This is a genomic window from Desmospora profundinema, assembly GCF_031454155.1.
Lineage (GTDB): Bacteria > Bacillota > Bacilli > Thermoactinomycetales > DSM-45169 > Desmospora > Desmospora profundinema.
In genome coordinates this window covers 1-17618 of the sequence record NZ_JAVDQG010000003.1, presented here as the reverse complement: position 1 = coordinate 17618, position 17618 = coordinate 1, and the positions used below count along the sequence as shown (strand labels likewise).

General features: G+C 52.1%; 17 protein-coding genes, 2 tRNA genes and 1 other RNA gene. All 20 read left to right on the top strand.

The window, feature by feature from the left end:
* Positions 1-30 precede the first annotated feature (30 nt).
* The 20 genes from JOE21_RS06470 to JOE21_RS06375 all read left to right on the top strand — a co-directional run bounded on the left by JOE21_RS06470 (position 31) and on the right by JOE21_RS06375 (position 17364).
* Positions 31-1692: a sodium:solute symporter family protein gene (locus tag JOE21_RS06470; protein WP_309863913.1), complete on the top strand. Its 1662-nt coding sequence runs from the start codon at positions 31-33 to the stop codon at positions 1690-1692.
* A 430-nt stretch (positions 1693-2122) separates the two neighbouring features.
* Positions 2123-3967: an asparagine synthase (glutamine-hydrolyzing) gene (asnB, locus tag JOE21_RS06465; RefSeq protein WP_309863911.1), complete on the top strand. Its 1845-nt coding sequence runs from the start codon at positions 2123-2125 to the stop codon at positions 3965-3967.
* Between the two features lie 172 nt (positions 3968-4139).
* Entirely contained in the window at positions 4140-4295 is a 156-nt protein-coding gene (locus JOE21_RS06460) for a hypothetical protein (RefSeq protein WP_309863908.1), read from the top strand.
* Positions 4296-4400: 105 nt separating this feature from the next.
* Positions 4401-4476, top strand: a tRNA-Arg gene (locus JOE21_RS06455).
* Positions 4477-4540: 64 nt separating this feature from the next.
* Positions 4541-5146: a TetR/AcrR family transcriptional regulator gene (locus tag JOE21_RS06450; RefSeq protein ID WP_309863905.1), complete on the top strand. Its 606-nt coding sequence runs from the start codon at positions 4541-4543 to the stop codon at positions 5144-5146.
* A gap of 117 nt (positions 5147-5263) precedes the next feature.
* On the top strand, positions 5264-7396 hold the full coding sequence (locus JOE21_RS06445; RefSeq protein WP_309863904.1) for a YhgE/Pip family protein: 2133 nt from the start codon (positions 5264-5266) through the stop codon (positions 7394-7396).
* A gap of 127 nt (positions 7397-7523) precedes the next feature.
* Positions 7524-8318 (top strand): metal ABC transporter ATP-binding protein, encoded by a 795-nt coding sequence (locus tag JOE21_RS06440; RefSeq protein WP_309863901.1) that lies wholly within the window; start codon positions 7524-7526, stop codon positions 8316-8318.
* A gap of 38 nt (positions 8319-8356) precedes the next feature.
* Positions 8357-9226, top strand: a complete 870-nt coding sequence (locus tag JOE21_RS06435; RefSeq protein WP_309864943.1) for a metal ABC transporter permease — start codon at positions 8357-8359, stop codon at positions 9224-9226.
* A 16-nt stretch (positions 9227-9242) separates the two neighbouring features.
* On the top strand, positions 9243-9668 hold the full coding sequence (locus JOE21_RS06430; RefSeq protein WP_309863898.1) for a Fur family transcriptional regulator: 426 nt from the start codon (positions 9243-9245) through the stop codon (positions 9666-9668).
* Positions 9669-9930: 262 nt separating this feature from the next.
* Positions 9931-10398: a tRNA adenosine(34) deaminase TadA gene (gene tadA / locus JOE21_RS06425; RefSeq protein ID WP_309863897.1), complete on the top strand. Its 468-nt coding sequence runs from the start codon at positions 9931-9933 to the stop codon at positions 10396-10398.
* A gap of 111 nt (positions 10399-10509) precedes the next feature.
* Positions 10510-10601: transfer RNA gene (locus JOE21_RS06420), tRNA-Ser, on the top strand.
* Positions 10602-10673: 72 nt separating this feature from the next.
* A complete protein-coding gene (locus JOE21_RS06415) occupies positions 10674-10823 on the top strand; it encodes a hypothetical protein (protein ID WP_309863895.1) in 150 nt (49 codons plus the stop codon).
* Positions 10824-11012: 189 nt separating this feature from the next.
* An RNA gene (gene ffs, locus JOE21_RS06410) (signal recognition particle sRNA large type) lies at positions 11013-11278 on the top strand.
* A 200-nt stretch (positions 11279-11478) separates the two neighbouring features.
* The gene (locus tag JOE21_RS06405; RefSeq protein ID WP_309863892.1) at positions 11479-11844 is read left to right on the top strand and encodes a hypothetical protein; all 366 of its coding nucleotides are present in this window, start codon (positions 11479-11481) and stop codon (positions 11842-11844) included.
* A 43-nt stretch (positions 11845-11887) separates the two neighbouring features.
* Entirely contained in the window at positions 11888-12949 is a 1062-nt protein-coding gene (locus tag JOE21_RS06400) for a two-component system sensor histidine kinase NtrB (RefSeq protein ID WP_309863889.1), read from the top strand.
* A 127-nt stretch (positions 12950-13076) separates the two neighbouring features.
* Positions 13077-14879, top strand: coding sequence for a DNA polymerase III subunit gamma/tau (gene dnaX, locus JOE21_RS06395; RefSeq protein WP_309863886.1), 1803 nt, complete (start codon positions 13077-13079; stop codon positions 14877-14879).
* Between the two features lie 15 nt (positions 14880-14894).
* On the top strand, positions 14895-15206 hold the full coding sequence (locus tag JOE21_RS06390) for a YbaB/EbfC family nucleoid-associated protein (protein ID WP_309863883.1): 312 nt from the start codon (positions 14895-14897) through the stop codon (positions 15204-15206).
* Positions 15207-15337: 131 nt separating this feature from the next.
* Entirely contained in the window at positions 15338-15934 is a 597-nt protein-coding gene (gene recR, locus JOE21_RS06385; protein ID WP_309863881.1) for a recombination mediator RecR, read from the top strand.
* Between the two features lie 52 nt (positions 15935-15986).
* Positions 15987-16967 (top strand): CPBP family intramembrane glutamic endopeptidase, encoded by a 981-nt coding sequence (locus tag JOE21_RS06380; RefSeq protein ID WP_309863879.1) that lies wholly within the window; start codon positions 15987-15989, stop codon positions 16965-16967.
* Between the two features lie 124 nt (positions 16968-17091).
* Positions 17092-17364, top strand: a complete 273-nt coding sequence (locus JOE21_RS06375) for a pro-sigmaK processing inhibitor BofA family protein (RefSeq protein ID WP_309863877.1) — start codon at positions 17092-17094, stop codon at positions 17362-17364.
* Positions 17365-17618: the final 254 nt, after the last annotated feature.

Here is a 17618-nt window from a genome sequence, read left to right as displayed (position 1 = left end):
CATAATTCCCGATCGACAGGAGGAGTGGGAATGGACACACAATTCTTTGTCTCCTTGGCGATTATATTAGCCTCTTTTGCTTTATATATCGGGATTGCCGTCTTTAATCGCGCACGGCGGACATCCGATTTCTACGTGGCATCCAGGGGGGTGCCACCCGTTTGGAACGGGATGGCAATTGCCGGGGATTGGATGAGCGCCGCTTCCTTTATCGGAATGGCAGGCACGGTGATGATCCTGGGATATGACGGTCTGGCCTATATCATGGGTTGGACCGGGGGATATCTGTTGCTCACGTTCCTACTGGCGCCACAGCTGCGTAAATACGGACGTTATACGGTTCCGGAGTTTATCGGGGATCGTTTTGAAAGTCACACGGCTCGGGTAATCGCTGCTGTTGGAACGATGGTAGTTAGTTTTGTCTATATCATCGGTCAATTGTCGGGCTCCGGTGTGGTGATCGGCAGGCTGTTTGAGATTGAAACGGTGATCGGCACAATGATCGGTGTGGTCGTGATTGCGGTTTACGCCACTTTCGGGGGCATGCGGGGGATTACTTGGACCCAGGTGGCGCAATATCTGGTCTTGATCACCGCTTATTTGATTCCGATCATCTTTATGTCACTCCAGATTACCAACAATCCGTTGCCCTGGATGACGTATGGGGAGATCGTTTCCAAGCTGGGCGAGCTGGACGCCGAACTGGGGCTGACCCAATATTTTGCTCCCTTTCAAACCGGGACCAAAGGGCAGTTTCTGGCTTTGATGTTTTGCCTGATGGCGGGGACCGCCGCACTGCCTCATGTGATTGTCCGTTTTTATACGGTGTCCACCATGAAGGCTGCCCGCTGGAGCGGGGCATGGGCGTTGGTTTTTATCGGTTTACTCTACTTGTCCGCGCCGGCATATGCGGCATTTTCCCGCTTTATCCTGATGACACAGGTGGCGGGCCAGCCGCTGGATTCGTTGCCGGCATGGACTCAGGCGTGGATCAACACGGGCCAATTGCAGCTGGCGGACCAAAACGGAGACGGCATTCTCCAGTGGCAGGAGATCGTGATCAGCAATGATATCGTTGTGATGGCCACGCCGGAAATCGCCAACCTGGGTGTCTTTGTTATCGGGTTAGTGGCGGCGGGAGCGATGGCGGCGGCTCTGTCCACCGCCGGGGGATTGTTGATCGCCATCTCTTCCTCTTTTGCTCACGATATCTATTCGCGCCTGATCAATCCCCAAGCCAGCGATAAAAAGAAGCTCCTTGTGGCCCGGATCACGATTGCATTGGCAACGGTTGTGGCCGGAGTGGTCGCCCTGAACCCGCCGGGAGTCATCACCCAGATCGTCGCTTGGGCCTTTTCCCTGGCTGCGGGAACGTTCTTCCCGGTCTTATTCTTGGGGGTATGGTGGAAGCGGGCCAACGCCAAAGGAGCGATTGCCGGGATGTTGACCGGTTTGGGAGTCACCTTGGGCTATATTCTCCTTTCCACCAACTTTGATTTTTCCCTGTTCGGGATCCAGGATACGGGTGCAGGGGTCTTCGGGTTGCCGATCAGTCTGCTGGTTACGTATCTGGTTTCCATCCTAACGGCTCCCCCTTCGCAAAAAGTGCAGGATGAAGTGGTGGATCTGCGTTATCCGGAACAGATGTCCTATAAAGATGGAGAAGTGTGGATGAAAGAGCCCGGTCGATAAGCTTATCTGTTAAGTGTGTGCATGACGAAAAATCGAACACCGGTTACACTTTGCACTAGGGCGTGTCTGGTAATTCAATTTTTCGCAAGAACAAGAGAGGGTCGGTGTGGCTGGCGGAGAGCCTTTGCGCTTTTTGCAACGAAACGAAGACAGCCGTACCGACCCGGGATCTCGCGCTACGGATTGTTCAGACACGCCCTAGACAGTACAAAAGCATCGAATGGTCCCTTTGCTTTTCGGGTCTTACTTTGTCATCAAACCGGGCAATCTCCGCAAGGAGACTGCCCTTTTTTTGTGAGGGTTCTTGATTGTGACCGTCCCTTTTCTCACATCCTTTTCCTTTCCACATAGGATGAAATGGGCGTTGATCCATCCGTGGATGGATCGGAACGTGAAACGGGAACCATGGCCCGTCTTGGAGGGATGAACCATGTGCGGTATCTCAGGTTTGCTGAATTGGGATCACGACTTAAGCGCACGGCGTGATTGGTTGGAAAAGATGAATGAGACCCTGGTTCCCCGTGGTCCCGATGCGGAGGGAATATGGATTTCCCGTTGCACCGGATTGGCCCACCGCCGATTGATCGTGATTGATCCTGAGGGCGGGGTGCAACCAATGGTCCGGCGTTATGGAGATCGGAACCTGGTGATCACCTACAATGGTGAACTGTACAACATGGAAGAACTCTCCCGTGAGTTGATCAATCGGGGACATACGTTCCAATCCCGGTCTGACACGGAATTGATCCTGGCCGCTTATGCCGAGTGGGGAACGGAAGCCCCTCGCCGCTTAAACGGGATTTTCGCATTTGCGATCTGGGATGAACGGGAGGAAAGTTTGTTTTTAGCTAGGGACCGGATTGGTGTCAAACCCTTATTTTATGCTGTCCGGGAGGGAGCTGTTTCCTTTGGTTCGGAACTAAAATCGCTGTTGGCTCTTGCCGATATTCAGCCTGAAGTAGATACCGAGGGATTGGCTGAAGTGTTAGCGATGGGGCCGTCCCGCACTCCGGGACACGGTGTGTTTAAAGGCGTGGAGGAGCTAAGGCCCGGACATTGGATGAAAATGACCCGGGATACGAAACGGGTAGAGGCTTATTGGAAATTGGAAAGCCGTTCCCACACGGATGATCGATCCACCACCATCGAGCGTGTGCGGGAATTGTTCATCGATGCGGTCCAACGACAATTGGTGTCCGATGTGTCCATTGGAACGATGCTGTCAGGCGGTTTAGACTCCAGTGCGATTTCCGCTTGTGCTGCCAGCCATTTCGATGCAGTGGGAAAGGGGCCACTTCCTACTTTCTCGGTGGATTACGAAGGAAATGACCGTTTTTTTCAACCCAACGAATTTCAACCCAATGCGGATGCTCCTTGGGTGGAACGGATGTCACAGTATATCGGTTCCAACCATCACCGTGTCCTGATCGATAACGCCGAGCTGGCAGGAGCGCTTTACCCGGCATTGAAATCCCGTGATCTTCCGGGGATGGCGGATGTGGATGCGTCTTTGCTTCTTTTCTGCCGGCAGATTAAAAAGCATGCAACTGTGGTGTTGTCCGGGGAGTGTGCGGATGAAGTATTTGGCGGTTATCCATGGTTTCACCGCGAGGAAATGATCAGGGCGGATACGTTCCCGTGGTCGCGGAAAATCAGGGAGCGTATCGCCTTTTTATCGCCAGAGGTAAACCGGGCCATCCGTCCGGAAGAGTATGTCCAGGATCGATACCGGGAAGCATTGGCGGAAGTTCCCTGCTTGGAAGGGGAGAAGGGGTTGGAGGCCCGGATCCGTGAAATCTTTTACCTGAACCTTACCCGATGGATGCCGACCTTGCTGGACCGAAAGGATCGAATGAGCATGGCGGTGGGATTGGAGGTGCGGGTGCCGTTTTGTGATCACCACCTGGTGGAGTACGTCTGGAACATCCCCTGGTCGATGAAACGGATGAATGGACGTGAAAAGGGACTCTTCCGGGAAGCGATGAAGGGGATATTGCCTGACGATGTATTATATCGTCAGAAAAGCCCTTACCCCAAGACTCACAATCCCGCTTATTTGGAAGCGGTCAAGGAAGAAGCGCTTCGGATCCTGAACGATTCCCGTTCACCTGTCCGACAGCTGTTGGACCTGGATGCGGTTCGCTCCTTTGCATCCAGGGATCTAACCCGGGAACATCTACCCTGGTTCGGCCAACTGATGAATGTTCCCCAACTGTTTGCTCACTGGATTCAATTGGACCAATGGATGCGGGATTACCGGGTGCGGATCGTTTAGGCTGTTGACAAACTCATCAGGAGACAAAATCGAAACCGCCTCATCGGGCGGTTTTTTTTCTTTTTTGAAAAACTTTGTCGAAACCCTGCAAAAACAGGAACAAGTGTTCTATAATGGAGGCAAGCATGAAACGGATACCCAACACTCACCTTCACGAAAAGGGGGCAGGAGATTGGAGAAATGGGTTCAATTATTGGTGGCGATCGTTTCCTTGTTTCGAGTGTTGTTGGAATTTCCGGAAACTCTCCATCGGTGGAAAGATCGGATAAAAAAACAGGGTGGTCGTCACAAAAACAAATCCGGCAGTAGCGGAAAGAACGGGCCATGAATCGTTTCACGACGAGCGGAAGTTGTCAACAGCGGGGCTGCCGATCCGGCGGCCTCGCTGTTGATCGGGATTGGTCATCTGTGGTAGAATGAGGATTGATTTTGTGTGCCCGTAGCTCAGTGGATAGAGCAGCGGTTTCCTAAACCGCGTGTCGGAGGTTCGATTCCTCTCGGGCGCACCAAAAGGCGGCGCCTCCCCGACGGTTGACAGGGGGAGGCGTTTGTCATGGAAAACGGGGGAGTGCTATGGGAAGCGATACGATTGAACATATTTTTGGAGCGGCTGTTTGTGTTTTTGCTGAAAGCGGTTTTGAGCGAGCGCGGATGGATGAGATTGCACGTCGGGCGGGAGTGGCTAAAGGAACGATCTATTATCATTTTAAAAGCAAAGAAGAGTTGTTTGTCGCCTTGATGAATAACGGGATGGAACGGTTGACCGCTTATTTGCGACGCCGGTTGGCGCAGGTGGAGGATCCGCAAGAACAACTGGGGGAGATTTTGGATGCGCAGGTTCGTTATCTTTATGATAACGGCACATTTGCCAAACTCCTGATCAGCGAGGTGTGGGGCTCCATCGAACGGCAGCGGGTTTTCCGGGCCCGGATTCGTGACCTTGTATCCATCATAGAAGAGGTGATCCGCCGGGGAGAAAAAGAGGGGAGTTTTCGGACCCTGAAGGTACAGGAAACGGCTGTGGCCATCTTTGGCGCCATCAGTGTAGCGGTCCTGCAGGAATTGTTCCGTTTCGAAGAACAGGAGCGTCAAGATGTAAAAGAAGAGCGAATTCCCGATTTGGTACGCAATCTAGAGACCCTCATTCATCATGGACTCATTTACAAAGAAGCGGAATAACGGGATCACTTTTTCATAATGATCGTACAGAAACGATTTTACCTTTTCATGAGGAAAAGATCGGTGTATAATTTTATTGTACTGACTGGTCAGTTTAATTTCGGAGGAGGACGATTCATGTGGTGGCGTGAACGGCGATTAGCACTGGATGACATGTGGCGGTTTCGCAGGATGATTCCGGTGTTGTTGGGAGTTTTAATGATCCCGTTGGTATACAGTTGTTTGTATTTATGGGCATTTTTTGATCCGTATTCATTTATGCAAGATTTGCCGGTGGCTGTTGTAAACGAAGATCGTGGAACGAAGTGGGAAGGGGAGGAGGTATATGTTGGAGAGGATTTGGTGGAACAGTTGATGGAGGATGACCATCTTCAATGGCATCTGGTGAGCCGGAAAGAGATGGAACATGGGTTGGAGAAAAACCGATACTATCTGGCAGTAGTGATTCCGGAAAATTTTTCGAAGCGGGTGGCCAGCATCCAGGATCCCGACCCGAAACAGGCGGGATTGAAGTATAAGGTAAATCCGGGACACAACTATCTTTCCGCTCAGATGGGCGATCGGATTGTTCAGGATCTGGAAAGAAGAGTGGCCATCCACTTCACTCATGCCTATGTGGAGGGGTTGTTCGATAAGTTGGCGGATTCCGCCGCTGATCTGGATGAAGCTGCTGACGGAGCCCGATCACTGGCTGATGCCACTAAACAAGCGGCGGACGCCACTGGAGAGGTGGACCGGGGAGCGGGACAGTTGGCGGACGGAGTCCGCACCTTGAATCAGTCCCTTCATCAACTTTGGATGGGGTCCCAGCGCTTAGTCCTTGGCTTGGAACGTTCCAGTCAAGGATCATCCCAATTAGCCGCCGGTGTACAAAAAATGGATGAGAGCCTTCAATTGATGAAGGAGGAGACTCTTCTGGCAAAGGGGAAGATCCCACAGCTACAAGAGGGAGCAGAACGAGTGCAAGGCGGGATTGAAGCGATTCGGCAGTTGCTGAGTGATCCGAATTTGACCCGGCGGGCAGAACGGATCTCTACTCTGGCTCAAGAAATTCAACAGCACCATAAGAAAGCGGATGAAGCGAGACAACAACTATTAGAGCGGCACCCGGAGCTGGCCGACAGCCCGGAGATGCGCCAGCTGGAAGAAGCGTTGGCCGGTTCTGCTGCTTTGGATGGGAAGGCCATCGTGGAGGAAGCTTCCCAGCTGAATCAACAGTGGAAACAAGCCCAAAAGAATATAGATGCCTTGGCGGAGGGGCAAGGCCGTGTGGTGGATGGAATTGCCGGTGTGGCGGCAGGTTTTGAGCGTCAAGGTGAAGCGCTGAATCGTTTGACGCAAGGGTCTGCCACGCTGCAAAAACAGATGGAACGATTGGTTGACGGTCAAAAGAACTTGTTGGATGGGGCGCATGCGTTGGAGAATGGCCTTTCCCGTGCAGCACAAGCTCCGACAGGATTATCCGAAGGGATGGGACGACTGCAAACAGGGATAAAGGAGTTGCAAAGCGGTTTGTTCCGGATTGGAGATGGACAGGGAACGTTGGCGGATCGACTGGGAGAGGGGGTCCAAAAGGCTTGGGATCAACTTCGCGATTCGGATGCCAAAGCCGACCAGATGGCAGATCCCCTGAAGGTAAATAAGGAATCGATTCATCCGGTTCCCAACTATGCGACCGGGTTTGCCCCTTATTTTATCGCGCTCTCTTTGTGGGTGGGAGCGATGATCCTGTTTACGGTGATCGATCTGAAACGACCTTTGTTGGACGATCAGCGTCCGTTGTCGATTCCGTCCGCACTTGCGATGGGGTCGTTGCAAGCATTGCTGCTGGTGACGGCACTGATGTGGTTGGTGGGAATTCGCCCCTGGTCTGCGGGAGCGTTGCTCGCGCTTGCGGTTCTCACCTCGGTTGCCTTTATCGCCATCAATCATATGCTGGTCGGTTTGTTGGGGGACGTGGGCCGCTTTTTGGCCATCGTCATTCTCATGCTCCAGCTGGCGGCCAGTGGAGGGACCTATCCCGTGGAACTGTTGCCGCAAATCTTGCGTGAAATTCATCCTTGGCTGCCGATGACACACGCCATCGAAGGTTTGCGTTCTGCCATTTCCATCGGGAATCCGGAACTATTATGGAGGAGCGCCGGTGTCCTGCTCCTGTATGCCGCAGGTGCATACACGCTGCGGGCGGCAGTGATGGGAGTGATCGCCTGGCGCAAGCGACAACGATTTGAATCCCCTTCCACCGCATAGTGTTCTGGTCAAAACGGAATACTTCCGTTTTACTTGTTGGTGGGAATCGATTATAATAAGTAAATAACAGGATTAGATTAGGGGGTGGCGTGGGATGCGCCGCCTTCTTTGAACAAGGGGGGGAGCCATGGCAGATGCCATGGCATCAATGATGAATCAAGTCCTGGAACTGAGAGGGATCCACTTCTCATATGGACAGCAGGCGGTATTGGAAGAGGTCGACCTCTCCTTGGGGAAAGGTCAATTTCTCGGCTTGGTCGGTCCGAACGGATCAGGAAAATCGACACTGGTTAAACTGGCTCTCGGGAGCCTGTTACCGGACCACGGAGAGGTACGGCTGTTTAAGACTCCCCTGCACCAGTTTCGGGACTGGTCCCGGATTGGATATGTTTCTCAAAAAGCAAACAGCTTTAACCTGGGCTTTCCCGCAACAGTCCGAGAAGTGGTGGCGTCAGGACTCTATGGCAAAATGGGCCTGTTCCGCCGGATGACCCGTAAACACTGGGAACGAGTGGATGAAGCGATCGACCAGGTGGGGTTGTCTGAATATGGCCACCGCAACATCGGCCGGCTGTCCGGCGGCCAACAGCAACGAGCCTTTATCGCTCGTGCACTGGTCAGCGACCCAGACTTGTTGATTTTGGATGAACCCACAGTGGGTGTGGATGCTCGTTCTACTGAGCAGTTTTATGAGTTGCTTGCCCACCTGCATCGGGAAAAGGGGTTGGCCTTGTTGCTGGTAAGCCATGATATCGGGGCGATCACTGCGTATGTGGACCGGATCGCCTGCTTGAACAGGCGGCTGTTTTTCCATGGGAATCCCAACGAGTTTTCCCTACGTCGCCAAGAGGTCCTGACAGCCGCATACGGGCATGAAGTGAAGGTGCTGGAGCACGGGCATGAACCGTGTTCCACGGGCTAAGAAGGGGGTCATGGGTGCTCGGCGGCATCCGGTTTGATATGATAGAGATGATTCTGCAATACGAATTTATGCAACGGGCCGTGATCGCCGGTGTGATCATCGGGTTGATTTCGCCGATGGTGGGAGTCTTTTTAGTGGTCCGAAGGCTTTCGCTGATTGCTGATGCGTTGGCCCATGTCACGTTGTCAGGGGTGGCGGCAGGGTTGTTGCTGCAAAAGAGTTTTCCCGCATTGCAGTCTGTAAACCCGCTTTACTTTGGGATGGGTTTTTCTTTGACCGCTTCCGTATTTGTTGAGCAGTTGCGACGTTTGTACCGCTCGTATCAGGAACTGGCCATCCCCATTATTTTGTCGGGGGGCATTGGTCTGGGAGTGGTGCTGATCAGTGCCGGGGATGGATTTAACGTGGATGTGGCGGGTTACCTCTTTGGCAGTATTCTGGCCGTGGGATCGTCGGAACTGCATGCCATCTTCGGGGTCGGGATATTGGTTTTAATCATGATCGCATTGTTTTACAAAGAGCTGTTTGCACTCTCCTTTGATGAGGAAAGTGCGGTATTAACCGGTATTCCCCGTCGATGGATTAACCTTTTGTTCAGTTTGGTGGTGGCGATGGTCATTACCGCTTCCATCCGTGTGGTGGGGATTTTACTGGTGTCCGGATTGATCACGTTGCCGGTGGCCGCCAGCTTACAGATTGCCAACAGCTTCAAACAGGCTTTGTTTTTTTCGGTATTATTCGGTCAGATTGCGGTGTTCTGCGGTTTGGCTGCTGCTTTTTATCTAGACTGGGCTTCCGGTGGAACCATTATTTTGGTATCTGTCGCCATTTTGTTGCTGGTGGTAGCTGTGAAACGTTTGGTTGACCTGTGGAAACGGTGGTCGGCCACTGGGCAAATGACCCGTTGATTGCGAGGCGATGGTCATGAATGTGGAAAAAGCACTGGCTCTGCTAAAGGAAAAAGGATATAAATACACAGGAAAACGGGAAATGATGGTGGAGATTTTCAGCCGGGAAGACCGTTACCTTACAGCTAAAGAAGTGATGGAAGAGATGCAGCACCAATATCCTGGACTGAGCGTCGACACCGTATACCGTAACCTTTCCTTATTTGAAGAGCTCGGAATTGTGGAAGGTACCGAGTGGGAAGGAGAGCGGCGCTATCGGTTTCATTGCGGCGGGGGGCATCATCATCATCACTTGATCTGCAAGCTGTGCGGCCGGACCAGACCGCTCAATGTTTGTCCGATGAATGCGGTTTTGGGAGAGCCGGATAATTTCACCATCACGGATCACAAATTTGAAATCTACGGTTACTGCTCAGACTGTGAAACCCAATCCGGTGATTAGGGGCTGTCTGGTCATTTAATTATCCGTGAGAAAAAGGGGCCGGGGATTTCGCCCTATGGATTGTTTAGATCCTCCCTGGTGCCCTTTCGGTCACTTCGAACTTTTTTTCTTGGCCTTTACGCGAACAAGTCGGTCGGTTTGGTTTTCTGTCTTCGCTCCATGCGTGGCAGAGTCGACTCCGCCGGAAAACCAAACCTCTCTCCACGAAAACACGATCGATATTGGGAGACGGGGCACTAGCTGTCAAGTGAGGCGAGTAGGGTTGAATCATGATCGGTATATGAAGGAGGCCATCGTCGAAGCTCATCGGGCTCAGGATGTGGGGGAAGTCCCGATCGGAGCGGTGGTGGTGAAAGGGGATCAGATTATCGGTCGGGGACACAACCTGCGTGAAACGGACCAGGATCCCACGCTGCATGCTGAGATGGTGGCGATTCGCCAGGCCGCTCGCTCACTGGGCAGCTGGCGGTTAACAGAATGCTCTTTGTACGTTACCCTGGAACCCTGTCCCATGTGTGCCGGCGCCATTATGTTGGCCCGCATCGACCGGGTTATTTATGGCGCAGCCGATCCTAAGGGAGGCTGTGCCGGATCATTGATGAACTTGTTGCAGGATCCGCGGTTTAACCATCAGACAGAAGTGGTGGACGGCTGGATGAACGAGGAATGTGGAGAGCTGCTAACCGGTTTCTTCCGGGAATTACGGGCACGAAAAAAAAGAAAAGGGTGAGCGGGAAAATCGCGAAGCCATTTGCAGATGGTAGGTGCTGTGAATAGCCGTTTTCCCTTGACTTTGGCGGTGAATTCAGGTACAATCACTTATTGTCAGACTGTATTCTGCGGAGAGGTGTCCGAGTGGTCGAAGGAGGCGGTCTCGAAAACCGTTGTGCGGTTCACACCGTACCGTGGGTTCGAATCCCACCCTCTCCGCCATATTGAGGGCTTCAGGCTGGTTGGACTTGATTTAACGAAAGCATTTGCTACCATAGAGGAAGTTGTCCCGTTTTGGACAGCTTCTTTTTTGTTATTAAATCCACCAACCATCGTTATAAAGGGAAGGGAGTGTACACCGCGGGTGACCGCGAAGCGTTCATTCATCGGATGCGGGAATTGGAACTGCCGCTGTACCGGACAGCCCGGGCGATGGTGAAATAATCCAAAATCAAATAGGAGTCAAGGGTATTCCTGGAATGTGTCGATAGGGATCTCTTTTTTGTATGGGCGAGTAAAAAACTGAGATTCGCTCCTTAACATAAATGGATTATAATTTTAGAACGTTTCATTTGTTTTTTTGGAAAAGGGTTCACATTGTACACACCCATAAACTGTGTTACAATAAACAGACCGTGCTAGATGGGGAGCTGGCGGTGCCCTGCACCCGCAATCCGCCTTAGCGGGATTGAATTCCTGCCTGAGGTCTTCCCCGTGTGAGGTCTGGTCCATGGATGACGTGTTGACGAACAGGTCCTGCGCAACGGAAACCTCTGAATCGTGTCAGGTCCTGACGGAAGCAGCACTAAGGAGACCCTTTCGTGTGCCGCAGGGGTGCCTGATCCGAGCGAAGTCCATGGAGTCCGCTCAGGCGGGGATGATCGAAGGCAGGTGCGCGGTTTTCCTTACATAACGACAGAAAAAAGGATTCGGAAGCTTTCTTCCGAATCCTTTTTTGGTGTTATAAAACAGATTGTCATTATAGAAAATTTCCATAATAAGAAGGAAGATGAAGTAAAAAAGCGAATAAAAAACCAAGGGCAAACTGAGGGCCATGTCACCGCTAGACAGGGTCCTGGCGGTGGAGAGGGTGCTTAACGTGAAGAAACAGGAGGACGGAGGAGATCGGAAGGTGCCCATCACGTTTCAATTCGACGTAAAGTTGGACCATCTGATATCGTGGGTGGAACGGCTGTCACAGCCTGCCCTGATCTTGGATGGGCGTGGAAGGGTCATCGAAGTGAATCAACCGCTCCTTATTGAGGCTGGATGGGAGAGGGGGTGTGTCCTGAATCAATCGTTTCAACGCTGGTTGGTATTGCCGAGCGAAATGGAGCAAGACCTTCTTCATGGTGGAAACCATCCGCAAAAAAATGTTTACCCTGCAAGGCAGCCTGCTCTCTCCTTTCGATCCTCCCCGACCCACCTCTATCCAATGGATCAGTGGGACGAGCGGGGGACATGATTATCATTTGCTGATTTTGTATCCCGCTCCAAGGGGATGGGGGTTGTTGCAACAATGCGCGGACACACTGGTGACCGATCTTCAATTGGGGATTGTCCTTCTGGATGCAGACTGCCGGGTGGCTGAGCTGAATCGATCCGCCCAAATGTTGACGGGTGCTGTACGTCAAGACGTGCTGTGCGAGCCTATAGAGTCCTTATTGGAAACCCCTGTGGATGAATCGGGAGTCGTTTCATCACTACTGGCTAAAATTCACAATGGTACCCCCTTTCGCGACCGTGCTGTCACATGGACGGTAGGGGAGGAGCGATTGAATGTCCGGATCGATCATCAACCCTTGGGAGGCTGGACGGGGCGGAATGTGGGTGCCTATTGTTTGATTCGGGATATGACACAGCTGGAGTCCCTGGAGATGCAGGTGCGAAGAAGCGATCGGCTGGCCATGATCGGCCAGATTGCAGCCGGAACGGCACATGAAATCCGTAATCCCCTTACATCGATCCGAGGGTTTCTTCAGGTGATGAAGCACGCCCTGCAAGAAAAGGGAGAGTTGAAAGAACAAGGTTACACGGAGATCATGCTGCGGGAAATTGATCGTATCAACAACCTGGTAGGCGAATTTCTCCTGCTGAGCCGATCTAGAAATGTGTGTATGCGTCCGGTGCGGGTAGAGGATATATGGCGTGAACTATTGCCCATCATTGAAAATGAAGCCATTCTTCACAATACGGAAGTCCGGTTTCGGGTCGAAGGGGAAACGCTTCCTTGTGTAAAAGCGGATAAAGAATTGTTAAAACAAGTCTTCCTTAACTTATGTAAAAACGGGATCGAGGCTATGGGGGATGGCGGCCTTCTGTCGATCCGGGTACGAATGATTTCCGGTGGGGAGGAGTTGGCTGTGGAGGTGAGGGATACCGGTCCCGGCATTCCCCCTCACACAATGGATAAAATTTTCGACCCTTTTTTTACGACTAAAGAAAACGGAACGGGTTTGGGGTTGTCGGTGTGCAAACGGATCCTGCAGGATATCGGGGGTAAGGTGGAACCGTTGTCCCATGATGACGGAACCACGTTTACCGTTCGTATTCCGGCCCTTCCGGAGTGACTGCTTCCCATCTGCGCGTCCGCCCTGAGCGGGCGATTCTTTTTGGAAAAAAACCATTACGTGTAGTATGATAAATGCATCAACCTACCCGTGCCATTGCGATTGTGCGGGGTTTGGAGTGTTGCTCGTGTCTTATCGAGCCTTGTATCGGGTATGGAGACCCCAAACATTTGCCGATCTGATCGGACAAGAACATGTGACCAAAACACTGACAAACGCTTTGTCCGAAGGACACTTCTCCCACGCGTATCTTTTTAGCGGGCCCAGGGGTACGGGAAAAACCAGCGCGGCCAAAATCATGGCCAAGGCTGTCAACTGTCTGAGTGGCCCAGCTTCGGAGCCCTGCAATGAATGCGAGGCTTGTCGAAAAATCACGGAAGGCTCTCTGATGGATGTGGTGGAAATCGACGCGGCCTCCAACAGAGGTGTGGATGAGATCCGGGATCTTCGGGACAAAGTGAAATATGCTCCCTCCGAAGTTCGTTACAAGGTATACATTGTTGATGAAGTTCACATGTTGACAACGGAAGCCTTTAATGCTCTGCTTAAAACGCTGGAAGAACCACCGGGACATGTGGTTTTTATCCTGGCGACCACGGAGCCTCACAAATTGCCTCCCACCATCATCTCCCGTTGTCAGCGGTTTTCCTTTCGTCGTATTTCCATAGAAGTGATGATGAATCGCTTGCACCTCATTTGTGAAGCTCAGGAAGTGGAGGCGGAGGAAACGGCATTGGCCGCTATTGCGCAGACAGCCGATGGCGGAATGAGGGATGCACTCAGCTTGTTGGATCAAGTCTTGGCGTTTACTGATGGAAAAGTGGATGAAGAATCGGTCCTGGCCGTGACGGGATCTGCTTCCCGGCAAGCATTGGCAGCCATTACGGCTGGAATCCTCGAGTATCAGCCGTCGGGTTGTTTGGAACAGGTGGATCGATTGCTGGCGGACGGACTGGATGCGGAACGGCTGATCCATGATCTCATTCATTTGATCCGGGATCTGATGTTGGTTCAGGCGGCTCCCGAGCTGCGTGAAGCAAGGGAACGATTGGCTGGTGTCGAACAGCTGAAACCGCTGACGGACAAACTATCGGCATCCCGACTGGGACAGGTGCTGGAGCGGTTGATCCATACCCAGCAGCAAATGAAATGGGCGGCACAACCCCGGATTCTGTTGGAAGTGGCCTTGGTGGATCTTACCCAACCGACCTCCGTTATCCCCGCCGACAACAGCAGGGTGGAACCGGGAGCCGAACAGGAACGGGAGATTTTCCGGTTGCGGGAAGAATTGCGACAGTTACGTCAGCAGTGGGAAGAGTGGAAAGATCGTCGTCTTCCCCCGCAGACTGCCCATTCTCCTGATAGCGGCTCACCCCCTGTATCCGCTCCTTCAATATCAACGATTAAAGCAACCGCATCAGGCCCCCGTTCCCGTTCGGCTCCAAGGGTTGGAGTCGATGTCCGTTCGGTGATGGAGCAGTCTCATGCAGAACAGCTTCAACGGTTAAAAGGATTGTGGCCTGAAGTCCTGGGGAAGGTGAAAGAACGAAAAATCACCGTCCATGCGTGGCTGATCGACGGAGAGCCTGTAGCCGCTTCAAAAGACGCTGTCGTGGTCGCTTTCCGGAATGCCATTCATCGAGACACCACGGAACGGGAAAGCAACAAGGGACTGATCCAGGAAGTGTTGAAGGAAGTAATGGGCTCCCCTCAGCGCTTGGTCACGGTTATGAGAGAAGACCTGGATTCCACACCCCCTGTGTCGGATCCGCCTCTTGCTGCTTCGACCGCCCCGGCTGAAAGCCGGCGCCAATCCAGTGACGAAGTGAAGGCGCAAGCAACCAGTGACCAGACGGGAGACGAATCGGACGATCCCGTTAAACAGGCCATTGACTTTTTTGGTGAGGATATGATCGAGATTACAGATTGACCGGGAGGAATAATGATGAAAAACATGAATCAGATGATGAAACAAATGAAGAAAATGCAAGCCCAGATGGCCAAGGCACAGGAAGAGCTGGGCAATAAAGAAGTGGAAGCCGCCGTGGGAGGCGGAGTGGTTAAAGTTCGTATGAATGGGCACAAAGAACTGCTGGAGATTACGATTGCTCCTGAGGCTGTCGATCCCGAAGATGTGGAAATGCTGCAGGACATGGTGACAGCTGCAGTCAACGAAGCGATGAAAAAAGCGGATGAATTGGTGGCCAAGGATCTGGGGAAATTGACCGGTGGCATGAACCTGCCGGGAATGTTTTAAACGTGAAGGAACAGGTGGAGCTGGGGGAGTGGAAGACCCGTCGGGTACCCCTCCAAGCTCCCGCGGTTGCCATGAGTCTGTGCCTGTTCTTGGGTGCAGGCTTTTTTATCTGAAACGAAGGAGTGGCCCGATTGTATGTACCCGAACCCATATCGAAACTGATTGAGGGCTTTATGCGCTTGCCGGGCATTGGGCCGAAAACAGCGCAACGATTGGCTTTTCATGTACTGGTGATGGAAGAGGAGGATGTGATGGACTTGGCGAAGGCATTGGCACGAGCCAAGCGGGACCTGCGTTCCTGTAGCATTTGCAGCAATATTACTGATCGGGATGTCTGCAACATCTGTTCGGATAAGAATCGGGATGGTTCTGTCATCTGTGTCGTGCAGGATCCGCGGGATGTGATCGCCATGGAACGGACCAAGGAATACCACGGGCTCTACCATGTATTAAATGGTGCGATCTCTCCAATGGAAGGAATCGGTCCCGATGAATTGAGCATTCCCGAATTGTTGAAGCGTCTGGAAGACGAGACCGTCCAGGAGATCATTTTGGCCACCAATCCAAACATCGAAGGGGAGGCCACGGCGATGTACCTCACACGTTTGGTCAAGCCGATCGGATTGAAAGTGACTCGGATTGCCCATGGTTTGCCCGTCGGCGGTGATTTGGAATACGCCGATGAGGTGACGTTGACCAAGGCTTTGGAGGGACGGCGGGAGCTGTAGAGAGAAAAGGACGGTTTACGATCTTTTAGTCGATAAAGGAGATGGTTTGATCTTGTTGCCCGCCACATCCTCCACTGCCTCACTGGGATCTCAACCACCGGCTTCACGCTTGCGTCACTGGTCCGCCTGGCTGCTATGTGTCAGTTTTTTCTTTATGGTTCCGATGGAATTTTCCATGCTGGAATGGGAGAAAACAGGAGAAGGTCTGTGGCGGATCCAGAGTGCAGAGGAGCCGGGTCCATGGGTGGGACTTCAATTTTTGTTGTGGATGCTCGTCACCTTTGTCGCTTCCCTTCTATTCATTATTACCGGCTCCTTGCAAGGTTTCTTTTATGAGAAATGTGCCTTTCGTGAACGGGTGGAAGGGTTGGAGCTCGTTTATTATTTCGCTTGGGTTCAGTTTTTTACGTGGATGACTCTGTTTCCGTACTTTTTTATATCCGGTGTATGGGAGTGGCTGGACTCCATTGTTGCCTTTTTGCCGCACGTAATTATGTTGGGAGTCTCATTGGTATTGTATCGGGGGTCTTGGAGTGTCCTCGGTTTCAACCGCCTTGGTGCGGGTCGTTGGTTTTTCATCATCGGTGTGGTGGTGTGTCTATATCTCCTGGTTTTTTATTTCCTTGATTCCATTGTGACTGAACCGGTGGCCCGATCATTCAACCTGGAACTGCAGTCATGGCGCGAAGACGATATCTCCGCAGGCATCCATCAGGCGATAAAATCGGGGTGGGGATGGTTTTTGCTCCAACTGTTTATTATCGGAGTGGTAGGACCGATTGCGGAAGAAGTGGTTTTTCGTGGCTTGCTGATGCAGGGGTTGTTGCGGCGGATGGGAGTGGTATTCAGTGTGGTGCTTTCCTCCCTGATCTTTGCCCTCTTTCATGTGGATGTGGCCTTTTTTGCCCCGCTGTTTGTCATGGGATTGGTGATGGGGGGTCTGTACGTCTGGTTCCGCACATTGTGGGCTCCGATCTTATTCCATATCGTAAATAATTCCGTCTCCGTATGGATGGAAGTCTTTCGCGGTTAGGTCGTATCGATGAACCCGTTAGGGCGTGTCTGATCAATCCGTTATGTTCTAATCCATCCGGCTCATTCATAGGCTTGTACCAAGTGGAGGGATCCACAAAAGACAACCCAGGGAGGCGGATTCGATGCAATGGGGTTGGTGGCTGGCGGGCGGGGTGATTGGCTTGCTTTTGCTCATGTTCGTCAGTCGATCCATTATCAAACCGTTACGATGGATGTGGTTCGGGATTTTGTACACTGCCGTTGGTGCGTTGGTGTTGTTTGTCCTCAATTTAGCAGGGGAATGGATCGATTTTCGACTGCCCATCAATCCGGTGACTGCGTTGATTACGGGTTTGTTGGGTTTGCCGGGAGTGGTTTGTCTCATTGTCGTAAAGCTGTTTTTGGTGGGCGGATAATCAAGAGTAAAAAAACCCTTGACGATAAATCCTGCCCGTGTTAAATTAATATCTGTCGCCGCGACACGGACCACAAACGGTTCAGCGGCACCCAAAAAAGTTGTTGACAAGATCGCTGGGATTTGATAAGATAGATCTTGTCGCCGCAAGAGAGTGGCGCACGCCGAAAGGCGGACAACAGAAGCGTTCCTTGAAAACTGAAGAGCGAATGAACGACCCTGTTCAATTCTTATGATGAGCAATTCAAGCTCTTT